Source organism: Rhizobium sp. BK289 (assembly GCF_014193575.1).
In the GTDB taxonomy this organism is placed as follows: Bacteria; Pseudomonadota; Alphaproteobacteria; order Rhizobiales; family Rhizobiaceae; genus Rhizobium; species Rhizobium tropici_C.
The window spans coordinates 1-19,612 of sequence record NZ_JACHZO010000026.1 but is presented as its reverse complement, the minus strand read 5'-3'; the positions used below and the strand labels follow the sequence as shown (position 1 = coordinate 19,612).

Sequence of the window (19,612 nt, the reverse complement as noted above, 5' to 3'; positions counted from 1 at the left end):
ATGGATGAAGGAGACGAGTGATGATTGCAAAGACAATGGCGGCGGCGGTCGTGCGCCGGTTCGGTGAGCCGCTTGTGATAGAGCATGTGCCGGTGCCGGTTCCCGGACCGGGCGAGCTTCTCGTCAAGGTCATTGCCTGCGGTGTTTGCCATACGGACCTCCACGCAGCGGACGGCGATTGGCCCGTGAGACCGTCACCGCCGTTTATTCCAGGCCATGAAGTTGCCGGCGTCGTCGCGGCGCTTGGGCCGGGAGTGACCGATTTCAAGGAAGGCGATCCGGTCGGGGTCGCTTGGCTGCATGACGCCTGCATGCGGTGCGAATATTGCGAGACAGGCTGGGAGACCCTGTGCGAGCACCAGCATGATACCGGCTACAGTTGCGACGGCGGCTTTGCCGAATATGTCATCGCCTCGGCGGCCTTCACCGCACGGCTTCCGGCCAACGTTGATTTTGCGCAGATCGCCCCTATTCTGTGCGCTGGCGTCACCACCTACAAAGGACTGAAGGAAACCGAAGCCCGTCCGGGCGAATGGGTGGCAATTTCCGGCATCGGTGGCCTCGGCCATATCGCAATCCAATATGCAAAGGCGATGGGCCTTAAGATCGTGGCACTCGATGTCGCACCGGAGAAGCTAGCTCTGGCGGGTGCGACGGGCGCCGATGTCGCGATCGACGCCCGGTCGCCTGACGCAATAGCCGACGTCCTTAAGGCGACCGGCGGCGGAGCACACGGCATTCTGGTAACAGCCGTCTCGCCGCCGGCCTTCTCCCAGGCACTCCAAATGGTGCGCCGCAAAGGCACGGTCGCCCTCGTCGGCCTGCCGCCGGGCGAATTCCCTACCCCGATCTTCGACGTTGTGCTCAAGCGAATCACCTTGCGCGGCTCGATCGTCGGGACGCGCCGCGATCTGGACGAGGCCATTGCCTTTGCAGCCGACGGCAAGGTCAAGGCGGATATCACCAAAGCGCCGTTAAGCGACATCAATGCAATCTTTGCCAAGCTCAAGGCCGGCAAGATCGAGGGTCGAATGGTTCTGGATTTCACCATGCCGATCACGACCGCGAAGCCGGTAACAGATGGTAAATTGTTTCAGGTGTGAGACGCCTCCGTCTGAGGACTATATCGCGTTGCCGACTTGTCGACAGCGCGGTACAGATATGTCCATTTACCACGAACCTTCACATAGGTTTCATCGACCCGCCAACTCGTCGATTGCGGCCGGCGCAGCCGCTTTTCAATCTTTGGCGCACATTTCTGGGCCCAGCGATATATCCTAGAATGATCGACGGACACACCGCGCCCGCCTATCATCTGCTGGATGATCACGGTAACTCACCCGTAGCGGCGATACCGGCGCACCGCCCACAAGATCACCTTGCTCCGAAAATGGCGCCGTTTAACATCGCTCATCAAAAGTATTCGTTTGATGTGATGGGATCAGGACCCGCGACCTTGGTATCAAGAAAACTCCCTCTATGCGAGCTTCGTCAGCAAGCCAAAGGCTTGATCTAGCTGAAATTTTCTGCAGTTTATTGAAACTCTTTTTTCGCTAATAAGTCTTCGATCCGATTTCGTATGTCACCGTTAGGTTCGATTTCCTTCAGCCGATTTAGGGCAGCTAAGGCTTCCTGAGGCCAGTCTCTTCGATCCCACTTTGGCCGAGGCCAAGGGTTTCCCTGCTCCAGCGTCGGGGTCGTCGCCAGATCGTCGCGATTTTCGATCATCAGGCAGTGCGATGCCTTGAGAATGGGCGCCCGTTCCCCGGCCGTCTTGCTCGCCTGAAGCTTCTTCGCGATGTCGGCCGATCTGATCGCCTCCTCCGTCTCCGCGGCGCCGAGATCGGAGACCGGGCATGACTGGCGGAAAAGCGAGGGATCAGCGAGCTTCATATAACGACTTTTCAGCAGAACACGTGAGCAGCACCGGGATCGAATTCGAGATGAACGCTGTCGCCGCGGCTCAACTGCGAAATCGCCTCATGCCCAAACGGCAGGCGCACCGACAGGGCTTCGCCGGTCGCCGTCTGCGTTGCCACATGCACGTTGTTGCCGAGGAAGGTGATGTCACTGACGGTGGCGCTAAGGCCTTTGCCCTCACTATTGCCGTGTCCCAGCCGAATGCGCTCAGGCCGCAGCATCAGCGCCGCCTTGCTGCCGGAAGCCGCGCGGCCATGCACGGGAATATGCTCGAACACAGCTTGGCCACCGAGCGAGATCGTCGCCTGACCATTGCCCGACGACAACAGGACGCAGGAGATGAAATCGCTATCGCCGATGAATTCCGCGACAAAACGCGTGCGCGGATTGGCGTAAAGTTCCGGGCCGGTGCCGATCTGATCGATGACGCCCTTGGAGAAGACGGCGATGCGATCGGACAGGCGCAGCGCCTCCTCCTGATCGTGGGTTACATAGAGGACCGTCACCTCTGTCTGCTGATGGATGCGCCTGATCTCGTGCTGGATTTCCTCACGCAATTTCTTGTCGAGCGCCGAGAGCGGCTCGTCCATCAAAAGCACCGGCGGATCGTAAGCGAGTGCCCTTGCAAGAGCGACGCGCTGCTGCTGGCCGCCCGACATCTGCGCGGGCTTGCGATCCTCGAAGCCTTCGAGCCGGACAAGGCGGAGCATTTCCCTGACCCGGCTGTCGACCTCTGCCTTGGATTTGCGGCGAACCTTTAGCGGAAAGGCGATATTCTCTCCGACAGTCAAATGCGGAAATAGCGTATAGCGCTGGAACACCATGCCGATATTCCGCTTGTGCGATGGCGTCGACAGCAGCGTCTCGCCGTTCAGCAAGATATCGCCCTCGGTTGGGCTCTCGAAACCGGCGAGGATATAAAGCGTCGTGCTCTTGCCCGAGCCGGAGGGGCCGAGAAAGGTCAGGAACTCGCCGCGCTTGACCTCGAGATTGACATCGTGAACTGCGACGACGGGACCATATTCCTTGCGGATGCCTTTGATCTTCAGGAAGGATTCGCTCATTTTTTTAGAACCTTGCGCACGGTCGCGGCCAGCGTCATCAACATGACCGTCAATAGGATGAGAAGCGTGGAGGCGGCAGCAACCACTGGCGTCAGGTCCTGCCGGAGCGTAGCCCAGACTTTGACGGGCAGCGTCTGCAGCGTAGGGCTCGCCATGAAGATCGCCACGACCACCTCATCCCAGGACGTCAGGAACGAGAAGACAGCAGCCGAGAACAATCCATGGCTGATGGCGGGCAGCGTGACCCTGATCTTCGCCTCCAGCGGAGACGCGCCGCAAAGCACGGCGGCATCCTCGATCGACTTGTCAAAGCCTTCGAGCGCGCCAGCGATCGAGAGGATGGAAAAGGGGAGCGCCAGAACAAGATGGGACAACACGAAGCCGACCAAGGTGCCGCCCAGCCCAATTCGCAGGAAGAAGGCGTAGAGAGCGACGGCGAAGACGACGACGGGAAGGATCATCGGCGTCAGGAACAGTGCCTTCAGCGCATCGCGAAACATGAACTTCCCGCGCACCAGGCCGAAGGATGTCACAAGGCCGAGCAGCACCGAAAGCACGGTGACGATCGAAGCGCTCTTGAAGCTCGTCCAGGCGGAAGCCAGCCATTGCGGATCGGAAAGCAGTTCTGCGTACCAGCGCCAGGTCCAGCCCGGCGGCGGAAAGATCAGCCATTGCGATGAACCGAACGACAAGGCTGCAATGAACAGGATCGGAAGAAGAAGAAAGGCCGCGGTCAGGACGGTGATGGCAAGCAGCACATATTTCCACCAGCCGAGACGATCGAAATTCAGCAGCATCTCAGCGTCCTCCCGTGCTCTGAACGCCGAAGAGCCGCAGCTGGACGGCATAGAGCGTCAAAGTGACGACGAGCAGGACGAAGGCCGCCGCGCCGCCCATGCCCCAATTGACGAGTGATTGCACGAACTGAGCGATGAGTTCGGCGAGCATCATGTTCGCGGTGCCGCCAAGCAGCGACGGCGTGACGTAGTAGCCGAGCGACATGACGAACACCATCAAGGCCCCCGCCATCATGCCGGGAGCGGCAAGCGGTATCAGAATGCGAGTGAGGCACTGCAGACGGCTGGCGCCACAGAGTGCCGCCGCCTGTAGCACGGCCGGATCGATCTTCCTGATGACGCCGTGGAGCGGCAGGATGATGAAGGGCAGCATAATATAGGTCATGCCGATCGTCACACCGGTCAGGTTGTTGACGAGGGCAAGCGGCTTGTCGATCAGGCCCATGCCGACGAGCATCTTGTTGATCAATCCCGTGCGCTGCAAAAGCACCATCCAGGCATACGTTCGCGCCAGCAGGTTGGTCCACATCGACAACAGCAGGATCGCAAAGACGACGGAAGACCAGCGGGACGGCATGATCGCCAGCGTCCATGCGACAGGAAAACCGATCAGCAGCGACAAGACGGTCACGACACCCGATACGATGAATGTATTTCCGAAGATCTTCAGATAGGTCTCGGAGCCCAGCAATTCCGAGTAATTGCCAAAGCCGAATGCCGGCTCCATCACGCTGCGCAAAAGCAGCGCGATGACCGGAAAGATGAAAAAGATCGCGACGAAAGCGAGAGCCGGCGCCACCTGGGCAAATCCGGTAGGCCTTGCCGCCTTGCGCGCCGGTGCGACCTCGTCCGCAACGTCTATGTATGTCGACATAGCAATCCTTTCCCATCATGGGCGCCAATGAGCAGCGATCACTACTCGCGGGCCTGGACCTCGCATTGCCCCACCGCGGAGATTTTCCGCGGTGGTCTGATCATCTCCGCCGCTTACTGCGCCTGCCAGGCGTACCACTTCTTGCCGATGGCATCCCGGTTCGCGGCCCAGTAATTCATGTCGGCATTGACCTGACTGGCGGTCTGCTGGTCGGGCAATGTCTTGGCTATCTCAGGGTCCATGAGTTTCGCCGCACCGAGGTTGGTCGGCGCATATCCGGTGGCCTTGGCCAGATCGGCCTGCGACTGTGCCGAGGTCGCGAGCGCGATGAACTTCATCGCCGTTTCGAGATTCGGCGCACCCTTCGGGATGACAAGGGAATCCGCTGCCGTGATGTTCTGGCTCCAGGAGGTCTCCGTCTTGACGCCGCTATTGGCAAGCGCGGTCATGCGGCCATTCCAGAGACTGCCGAAAGGCGCTTCGGCCGACGCCAGCAGCTGCTGCGATTGCGCGCCGCTCGACCACCAGACAATATCGGATTTGATCGTATCGAGCTTCTTGAAGGCACGATCGAGATCGAGCGGATAAAGCTTGTCGGCGGGAACGCCATCGGCCAAGAGCGCCGCTTCGATGACGCCCGGCGCGGACCATTTGTAGAAGGTCCGCTTGCCGGGGAATTTCTTCGTGTCAAAGAGATCAGCCCAGGTCTTCGGGCAGGCGCTGACCGCATCGGCGTTGCAGCCGATGACAAAGGAATAATAGAAGCTACCGACGGAGTAGTCGCTGACGAAACGCGGATCGAGCTTGGACTTGTCGATGACGGAAAAGTCGAGCTTTTCAAGCAGACCCGCCTTGCCGGCTTGCGCGGCATAATCACCCTCGACGTCGACGACGTCCCAGCTGACCTGGCCGGCTTCGACCATCGCTTTCAGCTTGCCATAATCAGTCGGGCCGTCCTGCATGACGCCGATGTTGGTCTTTGCCGTGAACTGGTTGGCCCAGGCGACCTTCTGTGCATCCTGCGTCGTTCCTCCCCAGCTCGTAAAGACCATTGTCTCGGCCTTGGCGGGCATGGATGCTGCTATCATTGCGGCAAAGGCCGCGAGTGCAATTCTTGCTTTCATGTTCCCTTGTCCTTGTTTTTAAGTTCTTAGAGGCATGCCTTACGCGCCTGCCCGTTCATTCCAATGGGGAGAAACCGGTGGGCTTCATAATCTTGTTTTCCGCTTGTTCGATCAGGTCGCGGATCTTTGGCAGGAAAGCCTGCCATTCGGGGTCCGCCGCCAGCTGCCTGCGCCGCGCCTCGCGATCGTCGAGGCTTGAATAGGCCCAGATGTGCACGATCTCGTTGAGCACCCCGATTTCCGAATGGAAATAACCGACAAGATTGCCGAGATGCGCCTTCTGGATAGCAATCCCTTCCTCTTCGACGGCCTTCAGATATTGCGGGATCATGCCGTTCTTCAGCCTGTAGGTGCGGATCTCGTAAAACATCGGCTTCACCTCATGACGAAGGGATCGGGGATCGGGTCATCGGACGTCCGCAGCCAGATGGTCTTGGTGCGCGTGTAGTCGAGCGCGGCCGCAAGACCGCCTTCCCTACCATGACCGGAAAGGCCGAAGCCGCCGAACGGCGCGATCGGCGATACCGCGCGGTAGGTGTTGACCCAGACGACACCGGCGCGGATGCCCTTCATCAGGCGATGGGCACGCGTGAGGTTCTGGGTGAAGACACCGGATGCCAGGCCGTAGCGGGTGTCGTTTGCAAGCCTCAGCGCTTCCGCCTCGGTCTCGAACGAAACAACCGACAGAACCGGCCCGAAGAATTCCTCGGCCAATGACGGCGAGTTGACACCATCGCAATCCAGGATCGTCGGCGGGAAATAGTAACCCACGCCGTCGGGCTTTTGCCCGCCGGTGATGAGCCGAGCACCGCTCCTGATGGATGTCTCGACGAGCGCGGCCACATGATCCTGTTGTCTCCTGGTGGCGAGCGGACCGACCTCGGTTGCCATGTCAAGCGGTGAGCCGATGCGGATTGCTTCGGCCTTGCGCTTGAGGATCGACAGAAATGCCTCCTTGACGCTGGCCTCGACGATCAGCCGCGAGCCGGCAACGCAGCTTTGGCCCGTTGCTGCGAAAATGCCGGCAACCTGCGCATTGGCGGCACTTTCGAGATCGGCATCGGCAAAGACGATGAAGGGCGATTTTCCCCCGAGCTCCAACGATGTCGAGGCAAGGTTTTCGGCCGAGTTACGGATGACGTGGCGCGCGGTCTCCGGCCCGCCGGTAAAGGCGATATGCGCGACCTTGGGGTGCCGCCCAAGTGCCGCACCGCAGGAAGGTCCGAAGCCGGTGATGATGTTGACGACGCCGGCCGGAAAGCCGGCTTCGTGGACCAGGCGCGCGAATTCCAGCGAGGGCGCAGGGCCATCCTCCGACGCCTTGACGACCATCGTGCAGCCGGCGGCGAGCGCCGGGCCGATCTTCACCGCCGAGAGAAAAAGCTGGCTATTCCAGGGCACGACCATGGCGACGACGCCGACCGGCTCGCGGCGCAGCCAGACATCCATGTCCGGTTTGTCGATCGGCAGATAGGAGCCCTCGATCTTGTCGGCAATACCGGCATAGTAGCGATAATAGTCGGCGACATAGGCGATCTGCGCCGAGGTCTCGCGGATGATCTTGCCGGTGTCTCGTGTCTCCAGTTCGGCAAGTTTCTGCGCATTGGCCGCGACGAGGTCCGAAAGCCTGTAGAGAAGCTTGCCACGCTGCGTCGCCGTCATCTTTGCCCAGGGGGCTGCGTAAAGCGCCTTCTCGGCGGCATCGACGGCGCGGTCGACATCGGCCTCCCGCGCTTCTGGCATTTCTGCCCAGACGTCGCCGGTCGCGGGATCGATACTCTGGAAGCGGGCTTCTCCATCCAGAAATTCGCCGTCGATGTAATACTGGAAGCGCTGCATGGCGTTCACTCCTGAAATGCCGGCATGACCTCGGCGATGAAGCGTTCGAGCGATGCCTTCTTACGCTCGAACGACATGCCGGTGTCGATCCAGAAGGAATATTCGTCGTAGCCCATCGCCTGATAGGCCTTCAGTCGGGCAATCACGGTTTGGGCATCGCCAACGACATTGTTGCTGCGCATGACCGCATCCGACAACATGGCATTGGCACGAATATCCTGTTCCGGAATGCGTTCGATCAGGCCCTGATGGACCGGCTTCTCGTTCTTGAACCAGGCGAAGAAGTAGTTGTAATAGACGCTGAGCTCATGGGCGGCCCGCGCGATGTCATCCTCGGACGAGCCGACATAGGTGTGGCGGAGGAGCATGATCTTCGGTCGCTCGATGTCCGGGTTCTTGGCGCAGGCGTCGTTGAACCGCCCCATCAGCGCCTCGACTTCATCGTCACCCTGCCAGAGCGGCGTCACCTGGACATTGCAGCCATTGGCGACGGCGAATTCATGCGAATTCGGGTCGCGCGCGGCAACCCAGATCGGCGGATTGGGCTCCTGCAGCGGCTTTGGCGCCGAGGTGGTCGACGGGAATTTGAAGAACTCGCCCTCATGGGCGTAATCCCCCTGCCAGATACCTCTAACGGCTGGGATCAGCTCGCGCATGCGCTGGCCGGCACCCCAGGCGTCGAGACCAGGCAGCAACCGTTCATATTCGAAGGAATAGGCGCCACGGGCAATGCCGATATCGAGCCTGCCGTCACAGATGATGTCGGCCATGGCGGCTTCGCCGGCAAGCTTGATCGGGTGCCAGAAAGGCGCGATCACCGTTCCTGTTCCGAGCCTTGCCCGCGATGTCCGCCGCGCCAGATCGGCGATCGTCACGAACGGATTGGGTGCGATGGTAAAATCCATCCCGTGATGCTCGCCCGTCCAGATCGCGTGCATGCCGCCCTTGTCGGCGATCTCGCAGAGCGCGACGAACTCCTCATAGAGGCTCTTATGCGTCTGGCTCGCGTCGAGGCGCTCCATGTGAACGAAGAGAGAAAATTTCATGCCCGCACCGCCTTTCCGGAAACCGGTCGCACCATGCCGGAGGTCTCGTCGCCAAAATAGACCCCGAAATTGCCGATCTGGCTTTCCAGCGCGAATCGGGAGACGATATCGGCCGTGGAGCTGGTCTTGAAATGCGCAGTCTTGAGCGCATCCGGCTTGAGGAACCGGCCCTTGCGCGGCTCACCTTGTGAAGCAAAGGCCCGATAGACGATGTGATGCTTGCCATCGCTCCTGCCTTCATAGACGGAATAGAGAAAGCCAACGGTCACGGTAAGGCCGGTCAGCGTCTGTAAATACTGACCGAGAATATCGGCGGGGCTGCCCTCCCTGCCCTCGCAATTCGGAAGAGCCAGAACATCGTCCCCGAGCAGCAGGATCTCACCGTCGCGCTCGAGAACGGCACCCAGCTCGATATTGCCCTCCGCCGCAGCGGAGACCGCCTTGCTCGCCAGGATCGGCGTGAAATAGCCGCCACGGGCATAGCCCAGCCCATTGCGGCCGCTATTGTCGAACGAGACGATACGTCCCATCAGGACAACGTGATCGCCTGCTTCGATCACTTCGCTCATGGCACATTCGAACCAGGCGGCGACATCGGCGAGGATCGGACAGCCATACGCCCCGGAAGTCCACTCGACGGCGGCGAACCGGTTTTCAACGGGTCGGGCAAAGGTGTTGGAGACGGCCTTCTGCGTCTCCGAGAGCACATTGATGGCAAAGTGCTTCGCGCTCGTCATGGCCGCAAAATTACGCGAGGTCTTGGCGAGGCAAACAAGAAGAAGGGGCGGCTCAAGCGATACCGACGTGAAGGAATTCGCCGTAAAGCCGATCGGCAGACCAGCCTGATCGCGCGCGGTGACGACCGTCACGCCCGTCGGAAACGCGCCGAAGGCGTCGCGCAGCGCCCTTGGATCGAAATCTTGTGCCGTCATCTTGCGTCCTCCCCGCATGAAAGCCACTCGGCAAGCAGCTCATTGACGATATCTGGCGCGGTCAGGTTCACCATATGGCGGTGCCCTTCGACGATCCGTGCCCAGCCTTTGGGTGCCGCCGCGGCCATCTCCTCCGCCATCCGCGGCGTCGAGTTCGGATCGTCGGATCCCGTCAGGAACAAGGCCGGCGCCCCGACATCCGGCCAGCGATCGGCATAGGTCTCATCGCCACCGGCGAAAGCCGCATAGGCCGTGGCATAGGCTTTCGGATCGACAAGGCTCAACCAGTTCCGCGTGAGTTCCCGCGCGATTCCACTTCGAGCATCATCGCCGAACCAACGCAGCAGCGGGCCTTCCTTGTCGACACCTGAAATCGGTATCGCGGCTGCGCGTGCGAGCACGGCCGCCTTGGCCTCGGGATCGCGCCGATAGACGCCATTGAGATAGGCGACCCTCTTGATCCGCTCTCCGAAGCTTGCGGCCGCCCCTCCGGCAACGAGCGCGCCCATCGAATGGCCGGCGATATTGACCTCACTGAACGCCATCTCATCGAGAAAGCCGCCGAACCAGGCGACAAAGGCTTCCAGCTTGCTGCCCGGAGGCAAACCAACGCTTTCCCCATGACCCGGCATATCGACGGCGATGACGCGATGGCTTCTGGAAAAAGCCTCGATCTGTGGCGTCCAGGCTTCAAGCCGCATGCCGACACCATGGATCAGCACCAGCGGCTCGCCTTTGCCGACTTCATGATAGGCTGTGCCGCGCGCCGTGTGCTTGCGAGGCAAACCTCCCACATTCAGAAGATCGGCCTTGTTCTGATCCATCGTTTCCATCGCCGGCATCCAGATGCCCGATCTCTTAAACGCCGGCCGGATTGGAGACGTCCTGTCCCAGATCCTTAAGATCCTGATAGCGATCGCCGATGCGATGATGCGGCCGACCACCGATCGAGGCACCAAGCGCAATGACGATTTCGTCGGCGGCCGGTGCATCGGGTATCGACGTCTGGATTGTCAGGTAATGCGAGCGGCGACCTTCATCATTCTTGTCCATGAGCGGGATCATGATCGGCGCATTGGCCGGTCCGCGCGTGTTGCAGAAGGCGAGATAGGATTTGGCGCCGACGGCATGGCGATAATGATTGCCGAAGCGAAGAGTGTGGATCAGCGCGGATGCATGCTCGATCTCGCCGTCGAGACCGACGACGGCGGATTTGCCATAAGCTTCGACGGCCTCGCCCGATCCGACCGCATCGATGATCATCGTGGTGAGCAGTTCGCCGAGAACGGGTGCCGCGGCATGAATCTCGGGCTTCAGATCCGCGACGAAGCCGCGACCAGCCCAAGGGTTTTTGACGATCGCGCATGCCGAGAAGAGCTTCAACGGCGTGGCCGCCGCCCTGCCCCCTTCAACAAGCGTCGTTTCGATCTGCAGGACGGTTTTTCGGATCTGAAGGTTCATGGCTCGCTCTCATCTAAAATTACATATGATGGTATGCCATAATACATTGCTGTCAAGCGGCTTTGAACGAACGAACCCGAAAGTCGTGTCGATTTCAAAATTAAATCATATATAACAATGGCTTGGCGACACTCAGAACAGCGCTTGCGCAGGCGCTGCCTGTTCATTACACATCACCAGTTACCCATGGTCCGCTTTTGTATTAGTTATTATGGTCTACCATCACCTCGAACGCGAAAATGAGTCACTCCGCGTCGACGGCCAAACGACAATTTGATGAGGTCGAATACCGCCGACGGTGCGGTACGTTTTGAGCCAGGCTTCGGGGAAACCGATCGGGTTCAAACCTGCCGCACGATGGCGCCGATCGCGTTGACGAGAACACGCGCGGCGGTCACGGCCGACAGGCCATCGATGTCGGCGGGAGGATAAAACTCCACCAAATCGAAGCCGGCGATCCTTGCCCGCCTGCCAAGGCCGGCAATCAGGTCGATGACCTCGGTATAGATGAGGCCGCCGGGTGTCCGCGCCGCAACTCCCGGCATGATGCTGGGATCGATGCTGTCACAATCCAGGGTGACGACAACACGCGCTCCCTCCGGAATATGCCGGAGAGCCGCGGCCACTCCCTCAGCATGGATCTCGCGGGCGGTCACGAAACGGCTACCGTAACGCTGCGCGGCTTCGATCTCTTCGGGCCGGGCACTTCCGACACTGCGAAGGCCAACTTGCACCATCCCGGCGACATGCGGCATTTCGCTTGCCCGCCGCATCGGGCTCGAATAGCCGTAACGCTCGCCATGCAATTCATCGCGCCAGTCGACATGGGCATCGATCTGCAGGACCCAGACCGGTCCGTGATCGGCAAAGCCTGCGATAAACGGCATGGTGACGGAACAGTCGCCGCCGAGCAGGATCGGCACGGCCTGCAATGCCAGCACCTCGCGCGTCTTAGCCTCGATCCGGGCTCGGTTTCCGGCATTGTCATGCATGGTGGTTTCGATGTCGCCCGCATCGATGCAACTGGGCGGTCTGCCATCGAACAGCGGGCCGCCAAGATCGAAATCCCAGTGATCGATCAGCGCCGCGTCCGCCTGGCTTGCAGCACGGATGGTGCCGGCCGCCAGCGCATGGCCGCTGCTATCCTTGCCGGCATAGGTGCTGCCGTGACCGGCAGCGAAGATGACCGCGCGCGGTATGCGCCCCTCATCCAAACGATCTGGAAGGCCGAGAAAGGAAAGAGAGTTGGTCATTTCGCATCAGCCTCGACGATGTTTTTCCCGGAACACGGGTAGTGGCACGAAGATCAGTCGGCCGGTTGGCGATCGGAAAGCACGGCCTGGGCGATGGCACTGGCGCTTGCGACATGTTCCATCGCCGCCCGATAGGCGCCTTCGCCGTCACCGCGCCGGATAGCATCGACGATGCGCGCCATCTGTGCTGGCCCCTGAACGTCACGATCCCTGGTCTTGATCGTCATGGAACGCAGATGATTGATGCGCACCGTCAGTAGATTGACGACGCCCCATGCCACGTGGCGGTCGACGCTGCTGAACAGCGTCTGATAGAAAGAGGATGTGTGAGCAAGCACGCCGGCCATGTCCTTGCCGCGATAGCTCTGCCTTATGTCTTCGAGCGACTTGTCCAGGGCATCGGCGATCGCGGGATTGTTTTGCTCGGCGCAAAGCCGCGCCGCCATCCCTTCCAGTGCTGCGCGGATCTCGTAGATCTGTTTGGCTTCGTCGTGATTGAGCTGGGCGACGATCGGCCCCTTGTTCGGGAGATTGGCGACAAGGCCTTCGGATTCGAGATGGCGCAGAACCTCGCGAACGATGGTGCGGCTGACACCGAGCTGGGCACAGAGATCGCGCTCCACCAGCCGATCTCCCGGCCGGAAATAACCATTGACGATCGCTTCTCGTACCTTGTCGAGCGCAAGTTCACGCAGCGTCTTGGCCGGACGTTCCACGCGAATTGCAGTGCTAAGCCCATCGTCATTCATTTTCCAACCCTCGGCTTCGGATACCATAATATGGCGTACCAAAATCATCCATTCCCGCAATGAAGTCAATGCAGCAGAGCGCCCGACAGTCAGAGCAACGCTTGTTCGTGAATGCCTAAATGCTCCTTCAGCACCTTCTTATGGTCGACACCGATTACGAGATATCGCTGTTCTCCGGCCATTATCACGTGGTCGACGAAGCAGTGGAGGCAAACATCCGGCAATATGCGCGCAGCGGCATCCGGATTATCTTTCTGGATGTATGCGCCAATCTCAACAAGCGGTCGCAGCGCTCTCCTCGTGCAGCAAATATGCTTTTCGCTCATGATTGATGAGCAGACCTGGTGTATTTTCGGATAACTTTCGTCATTTCTTCATCGGTCACGAATTCGCCTCGCTTGGCTTCAGCCAATCCGGCTTCGACTTCAGCAATTTGCCACTCTTCACGAGCAACATAATCCTCGATTTGCTGGGCTGCCATATCAGAGCGCGAGCGATCAAGCGTCTCCGCGATCTGGTCGTGTTTACTAGCCGTCTTGTCTGAAACACGCACGTTGAATGCGGCCATAACACCCACCCTTTCTTAGCTCAGTAAGATTATCTGTGAACCGTCAAGGTTCAGCATGAACTCACATCAAAGCGCCCGAGAGGGCTTACACAAAAAAACGCAAATGGCTTTGATTGGTCTTGAAGGGTTTTGAACCAGCGATCCGCGCGCTTAATGCGCTGAGCGATTGAAAACCCGATCTGTTGATTACGGTGCGTTGTTTGGAGCGTAATCCAGTTTATGGAACCAACAGTCGACATTACGAAGTTGTTTGAGGCTGGGTCGCTTGTCACCACGGGGCGAGTATTTTGCGCCCCCATTTTCAGCGATTTATTCGGCCCACAGGCTAAATGCGTCGATCCCAGTGCATGGCGGGTATGCAATGGAGGTGAGATCGTAGCGGTGAGGGCTGAAGATCGCATTGATTTGGTCAAGGGCCGACAGGAAGCGTTGCGCCTGACGAGGCGATTTGAACCACCCCATGATGTTGTCGCGTTTCGGGTCGACCGGTGTAAGTTTTCAATTCTGTTGTTCAGACCGTTATGCGCCTGATGATCGGCGTCCGCCGCCAAGATCTACACAGGCTTGGCGTAGCTGCCAAGCTTATCTGTCACGACGATGCGCGGCTCGCAAAATTGCCTGACCAGTCTGGAGAAGAGGCGCTCGTCTGCCTTGGTGGTGCGGCGCCGCTGAACCAAGATGTCGAGCACATCGCCGTCAGCATTGATCGCTCCTCAGAGCCAGAACTTCTGTCCGCCGATCGCAATCACGGCCTCATATATACGCCACTTGCCATCGGGCTTGCGGCTGTCCCTGCGAATGCGGGTGACAAAGTGGCGGCCAATGCGATTAATCTATACACAAACAGTTTTCCAGCTGACGATCACACCGCGTTCGGCAAGCAGGTCTTCTACATCCGCCATGCTCAGCAAAAAACCGGTGATCGTCCCACCCCATATGTTCAGCAATCTCACGCGGAAAGCGAAACCCCTTCAACCGCGGAAGAGGCTTGGAAACTTCATTGCGCCTCGGCACCTGATGCACCGGCTTCAACGAGCCGGGCAGTATCAGACGGATAAGTGCAATGTGATCCACTCTCGTTTATAGCTCGGCAAACGCCGAAGAAAGAAGAGCACCGCCATTACCGCCTTTCGAGACGTCCCGCTTGACCAGTGCCGCATCTCCCGTGACCATGTCAGAATAGAAAAGTGTTAAAGCACGAGATCGTTACCTCGCTTTGCTATATCACTCGTCCGTTATCCTGGATCAATCCGCCAGGTGGCCGCTGAGGTGGAATAAAAAAATGAAGCCAACATTCCAGAATATCGCGCGCCTCGCGGGTGTCGGAACGGCAACGGTCGAGCGGGTGCTGAACGGGCGCGGAGGAGTGCGTCCCGCCCTTGTGGAGAAGGTCACCGCCGCTGCACGTGCACTCGACTATCCGAAGCGGCTGCCGGATCTCCATCGCGGTATCGTGCGTATCGATGTCCTTCTCATGCGACCTGAGACGACGTTCTACTCCCGGCTCGCGCAGGCCTTCGGGCGAGGTGCCGCTTTGCTCGATTCAACGATTGCGGTGCATCGTACCTTCCTGGATGAGCAAGATTCACTCATGATTGCGGATTGGATCGCAAGACCTAAGGAAAAACGTGCCGGCCTAATTGTCGCTGCACCGGACCAATCGGAGGTCCGCGCCGCGCTTCGTTCGGTCGAGGCTGAAGGCGTTCCGGTCATCCAGATCGTCACGCGGGCAGAAAACGTCGAGGCTAACTATGTCGGGATCGACAACTACGCCGCCGGGCGAAGCGCTGGCCTATTTATCTCAAGAATGCAGCCGCACGACGGTACGGTCGTCGCGCTCTGTCACAGCCAGATATACCAGGTTCACCGCGATCGCATTCGCGGTTTCTCCGACTATTTCGCGGAGCGCCCGCGCGACGGAATGGAATTTGTCGCTGTTCTTTTTGGGCAGGACGAGGCCGTCCGCAGCGCAGAAATGCTGGTAGAGGCGCTCAACGTGTGGCCGGACCTAGTGGGCTTCTACAATGCGGGGGGCGCCAATTCCTCGCTCGCATCGGTCCTGCGCAAGCACCCACGCGGCCGGGACATCTTCTTCGTCGGCCATGAACTTACCGAGCGAAGTGCAACCGCCTTACGCGAAGGTGTCATGTCCGTGGTCCTGGACCAGGCGCCAGAGGCTCAGGCGCGCCGCGCGCTTGATCTGATGCTCGCCCGCCTCGGCCTTGTCAGCGAGCCCGTCGCCAACGATCCGATCCGGTTCGTTACAATCACTCGGGAAAATCTCTGATACCGCTTGATCTGATTTGATCAGAAAACTAGCGGCGGATGTTCCACCTCCATCCTATGATCGCCCCATAAATCGAGGGGAGATCTGATGACAAGACGCATCACGGTCCATGATCTGCAGAGCCAAAAAGGCTCGCGCAAGTGGCTTCAGCTGCATGTTGACAACGCTGAGGAAGCCGCCGCAGCGGTGGAGTGCGGGATCACCATCCTGTCCTGCGAACCGGATCACCATCTCGAAACCATTCGCTCGGCCGTGCCGTTCGCCTTCTTGTCGGTGGGCATGCCTCACGGTGCCGTTTCATCGCAGGAAGAAGCAATCCGTCTCGGTTTTCAGATGTTGAAGCGTGGTGCAGACTCCGTCTATTGTTCGCATTCTCCCTATTTCATCGAGGCGATGGCGCGGGAAGGCATACCGGTTACCGGTCATGTCGGGCTCGTGCCAAACCGCGCCACATGGACAAATTTCCGAGCGATCGGCAGTACACCGGAGGAAGCGCTGCGTGTGCTACGCGCCGTGAAAGATCTCGAGAATGCAGGCGCCGCAGCGATCGAGGTCGAAGTGGTGCCAGTGCGCCTGGCCGACTATATCACCCGCAACACACCGATGATCACCATGGGGATGGGCTGCGGTTCGGCCTGCGACACGCAATATCTCTTCTCGTCGGACGTGCTTGGCACGCATGCGGACCACTATCCCCGTCATGCCAAACGATACGCCGATTTCGTCGCCCTCACGGCCGAGTTGCAGAGGAAACGCGTTGAAGCTTTCCGCGCCTTTGCTGCCGATGTCGCCAGCGGCGCCTACCCCGAAACGAAGCATCAGGTGGACATGGATGACACCGCCTTCGAACGCTTCTCCACTCTCGCCCAATCAATCTGACGGAGACCCCGATGGATGACCTCAGCTTTGGCAAACGTAACAAACGGGGCGATTGGGCTCCCGACGGACGGATTGAGACCGCCCCCGTCTTCACCCTTCCTCCGAAGCCGGTGGCCTTCCTGAAATGGCTGCCACACTATTTCTTACCGTGGAACGTGCTCTTCGCCGCCTCCGCTGTTGCCTATTGGCATTTCATCGTGCCGGAAGCGGAGGTCCTGAAAACCTTCCACATTGCGTGGATCCTGCGGCTCTTTCTCGTCAACTGCGTTGCCGTTTTCCTGTTTTACGGTGCCTTTGAACTGCGCCTGTATATCCTTCGCACCCAGGAAAACCGCTTCAAGTACAATGGCAAGTTTCCCGGCGACAGCAAGAACCCGGCCTTCCTCTTCGATAGCCAGAATGCCGACGGCATCATCCGGACCTTCGGCACGGCTCTTCCAATCTGGACGGCACTGGAGGTCGGTATCCTCTATGCCTTCGCCAACGGGCTCGTGCCATGGGTGTCCTTCGCCGCGAAGCCTTGGTACCTGTTCGGAATCGCGCTTGTCATGCCGATTTTCCATGAGGCGCATTTCTTCGCGATTCATCGGCTGATTCACTGGGGCCCGCTTTATCGCTGGATCCATTCCGTCCACCACAACTCGGTCAATCCGTCGCCCTGGTCATCGCTGTCGATGCACCCGGTGGAGCAACTGCTCTATTTTTCCTCCGCGCTGATCCACCTTGTCATTCCATCGAATCCCATTCTTGCGATCTATCAGTTGCACTATTCCGGCTTCGGGGCAGTCGTCGGCCATCTTGGTTTCGACAAGATCGAACTGGGCGCGGAGGCAGCGATCGACAGCCATGCCTATACCCATTACCTGCATCACAAGTTTTTCGAGGTGAACTACGGCGACGGCCTTGTACCTTTCGACAAGTGGTTCGGTACCTGGCACGACGGGACCAAGGAAAGCGATGCGCGGATGCAAGCACGATATGAAAAGCGTAAGGCCCGCGCCAATGCGGCAAGCGCCGCAAAGTAACGAGGACATCATGACTAGCTGGATTCCCGCCTGCCGCCTCGACGATATCGAACAGGAAGGAGCGCGCCGCTTCGACCACTCCGGCCGAACCTATGCGCTCTATCGCTCCCCGGACGACGAGGTCTTCTGCACCGATGGGCTGTGCACTCATGAGGCTATTCACCTCGCCGATGGACTCGTCATGGACTACGAGATCGAATGCCCCAAGCATTCCGGCATTTTCGACTACCGCACAGGCGAGGCCAAGCGCCTGCCAGTATGCAAGAACCTCAACGTATACGCCGCGCGCATCGAGGATGGAACGGTGCTGGTCGAACTGCCGGGCTGAGGCATCCGGTCGGAACACGTTTTACTTTCTCTCTCTCACGCGAGGCTTGGTCATGTCCTCTTTTGTCATCGTAGGCGCCGGGGAGTGCGGCGCACGCGCAGCCTTTGCGCTGCGTGAACGGGGTTTCGACGGCACTGTCACACTTGTCGGTACCGAACCGCTCTTGCCCTATGAGCGGCCACCACTCTCTAAAGATGCCATCGTCGCGGGTGCCCAGCCGACTTTCGTTGCCGATGCCGCTCGCTTCGAGGCGGAGCGCATCCGCATAGTCACCGGCGTATCGGTGACCGCAATCGACCGGAACGGAAGAAATGTAGCGCTTTCGAACGGCTCCCGACGTCCGTACGACAAGCTTCTTCTGGCAACTGGCGCCAGTGCGCGAGAACTACCAGGGATGCCGTGTTCGAACGGCCGCATCCGCGTCCTGCGCAGCTATGGCGATGCCTCCGCCATCCGCCCGCACATGGCCGAAGGCAACCATATCGCGATCATCGGCGGCGGTTTCATCGGCTTGGAGCTTGCTGCTAGCGCCCGAAAACTGGGCGCTAGCGTCACGCTTCTCGAAAGCCTACCGCGCGTTCTTACCCGCGGCGTCCCAGCCGAAATCGCCGAGGTGGTCTGCAAGCGCCATCGCGACGCGGGCGTGGACCTTCTCTTGGGTATCAAAATAGCCGCGATCGATGAACGACCGAGTGACGTGCGCATCTCGTTGGAAGGAGGCCGGGTGATTGCGGCCAACCTTTTGGTCCTCGGTATCGGCTCGATTCCGAATGTGGCGCTCGCCGATGCAGCCGGCCTTGTCATCGACAACGGTATCGCGGTCGATCAGCATATGCAAACAAGCGATCCCGATATCTTCGCGGCCGGGGACTGTTGCTCCTTTCCGATCGGCCACTACGGTGGTCGGCGTATCCGGCTAGAGTCCTGGCGCAATGCGCATGAGCAGGGCGCGCTTGCCGCCGCCAACATGATGGGCGCACAAGAAACCAGCGCCGCTGTGCCGTGGTTCTGGTCGGACCAGTACGACCTGACGCTGCAGATCGCGGGGCTTGCCGAGGGGGCTGTAACGGCGGTTCGACGTGATCTGTCGACTGAGGCATTCATCCTCTTCCATCTTGGCGCCGATGGCCGCTTGCTTGCCGCGAGCGGCATCGGACCGGGCAACGCGATCGCTCGCGATATCCGGCTCGCCGAGATGATGATCGCCGCTGGACGCCATCCCGATCCGGCAGCGCTTGCCGCACCGGAGATCAAGCTGAAACAACTGCTCGCCGCCTGATCTCCCTCATCTTGTCAATATCAACTCGAATAGACCGCTCGATGGCGGTTCGACAGAGGATTGTCATGACCACCCATGTGCTCACAGTATCCTGCCAATCGACGCGTGGGATCGTTGCGGCGATCTCGAACTATCTGGCCGAGCAGGGCTGCAACATCGTCGATTCCAGCCAGTTCGACGATCTCGA

At 59.5% G+C, this 19,612-nt stretch carries 21 protein-coding genes and 3 pseudogenes; 8 read left to right on the top strand and 16 right to left on the bottom strand.

Going from position 1 to position 19,612, the window contains the following annotated elements; all coding sequences use genetic code 11:
- Positions 1-20: 20 nt before the first annotated feature.
- Complete coding sequence (adhP, locus tag FHT84_RS30120) at positions 21-1,103, top strand: alcohol dehydrogenase AdhP (protein ID WP_112340140.1); 1,083 nt, start codon at positions 21-23, stop codon at positions 1,101-1,103.
- 35 nt (positions 1,104-1,138) lie between these two features.
- Here adhP and FHT84_RS30115 read toward each other — a convergent pair.
- The 14 genes and pseudogenes from FHT84_RS30115 to FHT84_RS30050 all read right to left on the bottom strand — a co-directional run.
- A pseudogene (locus FHT84_RS30115) lies at positions 1,139-1,414 on the bottom strand (DDE-type integrase/transposase/recombinase); the annotation flags it as partial.
- 257 nt (positions 1,415-1,671) lie between these two features.
- Positions 1,672-1,893: pseudogene (locus tag FHT84_RS31800) on the bottom strand (aldehyde dehydrogenase family protein); the annotation flags it as partial.
- A gap of 11 nt (positions 1,894-1,904) precedes the next feature.
- Positions 1,905-2,984, bottom strand: coding sequence for an ABC transporter ATP-binding protein (locus tag FHT84_RS30105; protein ID WP_183765714.1), 1,080 nt, complete (start codon positions 2,982-2,984; stop codon positions 1,905-1,907).
- The gene (locus FHT84_RS30100; RefSeq protein ID WP_112340137.1) at positions 2,981-3,781 is read right to left on the bottom strand and encodes an ABC transporter permease; all 801 of its coding nucleotides are present in this window, start codon (positions 3,779-3,781) and stop codon (positions 2,981-2,983) included. Before FHT84_RS30100 ends, FHT84_RS30105 begins: the two co-directional genes overlap by 4 nt.
- A gap of 1 nt (position 3,782) precedes the next feature.
- Positions 3,783-4,655 (bottom strand): ABC transporter permease, encoded by an 873-nt coding sequence (locus tag FHT84_RS30095; protein ID WP_112340136.1) that lies wholly within the window; start codon positions 4,653-4,655, stop codon positions 3,783-3,785.
- Positions 4,656-4,768: 113 nt separating this feature from the next.
- A complete protein-coding gene (locus FHT84_RS30090) occupies positions 4,769-5,779 on the bottom strand; it encodes an ABC transporter substrate-binding protein (protein WP_112340135.1) in 1,011 nt (336 codons plus the stop codon).
- A gap of 55 nt (positions 5,780-5,834) precedes the next feature.
- The gene (locus FHT84_RS30085) at positions 5,835-6,149 is read right to left on the bottom strand and encodes an NIPSNAP family protein (RefSeq protein ID WP_112340134.1); all 315 of its coding nucleotides are present in this window, start codon (positions 6,147-6,149) and stop codon (positions 5,835-5,837) included.
- A gap of 5 nt (positions 6,150-6,154) precedes the next feature.
- On the bottom strand, positions 6,155-7,618 hold the full coding sequence (locus FHT84_RS30080) for an aldehyde dehydrogenase (RefSeq protein WP_183765717.1): 1,464 nt from the start codon (positions 7,616-7,618) through the stop codon (positions 6,155-6,157).
- A 5-nt stretch (positions 7,619-7,623) separates the two neighbouring features.
- A complete protein-coding gene (locus tag FHT84_RS30075; protein WP_112340132.1) occupies positions 7,624-8,664 on the bottom strand; it encodes an LLM class flavin-dependent oxidoreductase in 1,041 nt (346 codons plus the stop codon).
- On the bottom strand, positions 8,661-9,596 hold the full coding sequence (locus FHT84_RS30070) for a flavin reductase family protein (RefSeq protein WP_112340131.1): 936 nt from the start codon (positions 9,594-9,596) through the stop codon (positions 8,661-8,663). The genes FHT84_RS30075 and FHT84_RS30070 overlap by 4 nt, the downstream gene beginning before the upstream one ends.
- Positions 9,593-10,438 (bottom strand): alpha/beta hydrolase, encoded by an 846-nt coding sequence (locus tag FHT84_RS30065; protein ID WP_112340130.1) that lies wholly within the window; start codon positions 10,436-10,438, stop codon positions 9,593-9,595. Before FHT84_RS30065 ends, FHT84_RS30070 begins: the two co-directional genes overlap by 4 nt.
- Before the next feature lie 16 nt (positions 10,439-10,454).
- Positions 10,455-11,057 carry an amino acid synthesis family protein gene (locus FHT84_RS30060; RefSeq protein ID WP_112340129.1) on the bottom strand — a complete coding sequence of 201 codons (603 nt, stop codon included), beginning with the start codon at positions 11,055-11,057 and terminating at the stop codon, positions 10,455-10,457.
- Between the two features lie 341 nt (positions 11,058-11,398).
- Positions 11,399-12,310, bottom strand: a complete 912-nt coding sequence (locus FHT84_RS30055) for an agmatinase (RefSeq protein WP_112340128.1) — start codon at positions 12,308-12,310, stop codon at positions 11,399-11,401.
- Between the two features lie 53 nt (positions 12,311-12,363).
- A complete protein-coding gene (locus tag FHT84_RS30050; RefSeq protein WP_112340127.1) occupies positions 12,364-13,059 on the bottom strand; it encodes a GntR family transcriptional regulator in 696 nt (231 codons plus the stop codon).
- Between the two features lie 119 nt (positions 13,060-13,178).
- On the opposite strand from FHT84_RS30050, the gene FHT84_RS31795 reads away from it, so the two are divergent.
- On the top strand, positions 13,179-13,391 hold the full coding sequence (locus tag FHT84_RS31795) for a hypothetical protein (RefSeq protein WP_183765720.1): 213 nt from the start codon (positions 13,179-13,181) through the stop codon (positions 13,389-13,391).
- Here FHT84_RS31795 and FHT84_RS30040 read toward each other — a convergent pair.
- Positions 13,382-13,627 carry a CopG family ribbon-helix-helix protein gene (locus tag FHT84_RS30040; protein WP_112340126.1) on the bottom strand — a complete coding sequence of 82 codons (246 nt, stop codon included), beginning with the start codon at positions 13,625-13,627 and terminating at the stop codon, positions 13,382-13,384. The two genes, FHT84_RS31795 and FHT84_RS30040, sit on opposite strands and share 10 nt — an antisense overlap.
- 309 nt (positions 13,628-13,936) lie before the next feature.
- Positions 13,937-14,563 (bottom strand): annotated as a pseudogene (locus FHT84_RS30035) (IS6 family transposase).
- Between the two features lie 346 nt (positions 14,564-14,909).
- Here FHT84_RS30035 and FHT84_RS30030 point away from each other — a divergent pair.
- The 6 genes from FHT84_RS30030 to FHT84_RS30005 form a co-directional block, all read left to right on the top strand.
- Positions 14,910-15,914, top strand: coding sequence for a LacI family DNA-binding transcriptional regulator (locus tag FHT84_RS30030; protein WP_112340125.1), 1,005 nt, complete (start codon positions 14,910-14,912; stop codon positions 15,912-15,914).
- 87 nt (positions 15,915-16,001) lie between these two features.
- On the top strand, positions 16,002-16,793 hold the full coding sequence (locus FHT84_RS30025) for a 3-methyl-2-oxobutanoate hydroxymethyltransferase (protein WP_183765723.1): 792 nt from the start codon (positions 16,002-16,004) through the stop codon (positions 16,791-16,793).
- Positions 16,794-16,804: 11 nt separating this feature from the next.
- Entirely contained in the window at positions 16,805-17,818 is a 1,014-nt protein-coding gene (locus FHT84_RS30020; protein WP_112340123.1) for a sterol desaturase family protein, read from the top strand.
- A 10-nt stretch (positions 17,819-17,828) separates the two neighbouring features.
- Entirely contained in the window at positions 17,829-18,146 is a 318-nt protein-coding gene (locus tag FHT84_RS30015) for a MocE family 2Fe-2S type ferredoxin (protein WP_112340190.1), read from the top strand.
- Positions 18,147-18,198: 52 nt separating this feature from the next.
- Positions 18,199-19,425 (top strand): FAD-dependent oxidoreductase, encoded by a 1,227-nt coding sequence (locus tag FHT84_RS30010; protein ID WP_112340122.1) that lies wholly within the window; start codon positions 18,199-18,201, stop codon positions 19,423-19,425.
- 65 nt (positions 19,426-19,490) lie between these two features.
- Positions 19,491-19,612, top strand: a 122-nt coding sequence (locus FHT84_RS30005) for an ACT domain-containing protein (protein ID WP_245430235.1), incomplete at its 3' end; no start/stop codon positions are given.

What these genes read in the sequence shown, in the direction of transcription:
- FHT84_RS30015 (WP_112340190.1), top strand. Translation starts at nt 17,829, where the DNA reads ATGACTAGCTGGATTCCCGCCTGCCGCCTCGACGATATCGAACAGGAA.
- adhP (WP_112340140.1), top strand. Translation starts at nt 21, where the DNA reads ATGATTGCAAAGACAATGGCGGCGGCGGTCGTGCGCCGGTTCGGTGAG.
- FHT84_RS30025 (WP_183765723.1), top strand. Translation starts at nt 16,002, where the DNA reads ATGACAAGACGCATCACGGTCCATGATCTGCAGAGCCAAAAAGGCTCG.
- FHT84_RS30105 (WP_183765714.1), bottom strand. Translation starts at nt 2,984, where the DNA reads ATGAGCGAATCCTTCCTGAAGATCAAAGGCATCCGCAAGGAATATGGT.
- FHT84_RS30060 (WP_112340129.1), bottom strand. Translation starts at nt 11,057, where the DNA reads ATGAACCTTCAGATCCGAAAAACCGTCCTGCAGATCGAAACGACGCTT.
- FHT84_RS30085 (WP_112340134.1), bottom strand. Translation starts at nt 6,149, where the DNA reads ATGTTTTACGAGATCCGCACCTACAGGCTGAAGAACGGCATGATCCCG.
- FHT84_RS30055 (WP_112340128.1), bottom strand. Translation starts at nt 12,310, where the DNA reads ATGACCAACTCTCTTTCCTTTCTCGGCCTTCCAGATCGTTTGGATGAG.
- FHT84_RS30075 (WP_112340132.1), bottom strand. Translation starts at nt 8,664, where the DNA reads ATGAAATTTTCTCTCTTCGTTCACATGGAGCGCCTCGACGCGAGCCAG.
- FHT84_RS30090 (WP_112340135.1), bottom strand. Translation starts at nt 5,779, where the DNA reads ATGAAAGCAAGAATTGCACTCGCGGCCTTTGCCGCAATGATAGCAGCA.
- FHT84_RS30095 (WP_112340136.1), bottom strand. Translation starts at nt 4,655, where the DNA reads ATGTCGACATACATAGACGTTGCGGACGAGGTCGCACCGGCGCGCAAG.
- FHT84_RS30010 (WP_112340122.1), top strand. Translation starts at nt 18,199, where the DNA reads ATGTCCTCTTTTGTCATCGTAGGCGCCGGGGAGTGCGGCGCACGCGCA.
- FHT84_RS30050 (WP_112340127.1), bottom strand. Translation starts at nt 13,059, where the DNA reads ATGAATGACGATGGGCTTAGCACTGCAATTCGCGTGGAACGTCCGGCC.
- FHT84_RS30070 (WP_112340131.1), bottom strand. Translation starts at nt 9,596, where the DNA reads ATGACGGCACAAGATTTCGATCCAAGGGCGCTGCGCGACGCCTTCGGC.
- FHT84_RS31795 (WP_183765720.1), top strand. Translation starts at nt 13,179, where the DNA reads ATGCTCCTTCAGCACCTTCTTATGGTCGACACCGATTACGAGATATCG.
- FHT84_RS30065 (WP_112340130.1), bottom strand. Translation starts at nt 10,438, where the DNA reads ATGCCGGCGATGGAAACGATGGATCAGAACAAGGCCGATCTTCTGAAT.
- FHT84_RS30080 (WP_183765717.1), bottom strand. Translation starts at nt 7,618, where the DNA reads ATGCAGCGCTTCCAGTATTACATCGACGGCGAATTTCTGGATGGAGAA.
- FHT84_RS30040 (WP_112340126.1), bottom strand. Translation starts at nt 13,627, where the DNA reads ATGGCCGCATTCAACGTGCGTGTTTCAGACAAGACGGCTAGTAAACAC.
- FHT84_RS30020 (WP_112340123.1), top strand. Translation starts at nt 16,805, where the DNA reads ATGGATGACCTCAGCTTTGGCAAACGTAACAAACGGGGCGATTGGGCT.
- FHT84_RS30030 (WP_112340125.1), top strand. Translation starts at nt 14,910, where the DNA reads ATGAAGCCAACATTCCAGAATATCGCGCGCCTCGCGGGTGTCGGAACG.
- FHT84_RS30100 (WP_112340137.1), bottom strand. Translation starts at nt 3,781, where the DNA reads ATGCTGCTGAATTTCGATCGTCTCGGCTGGTGGAAATATGTGCTGCTT.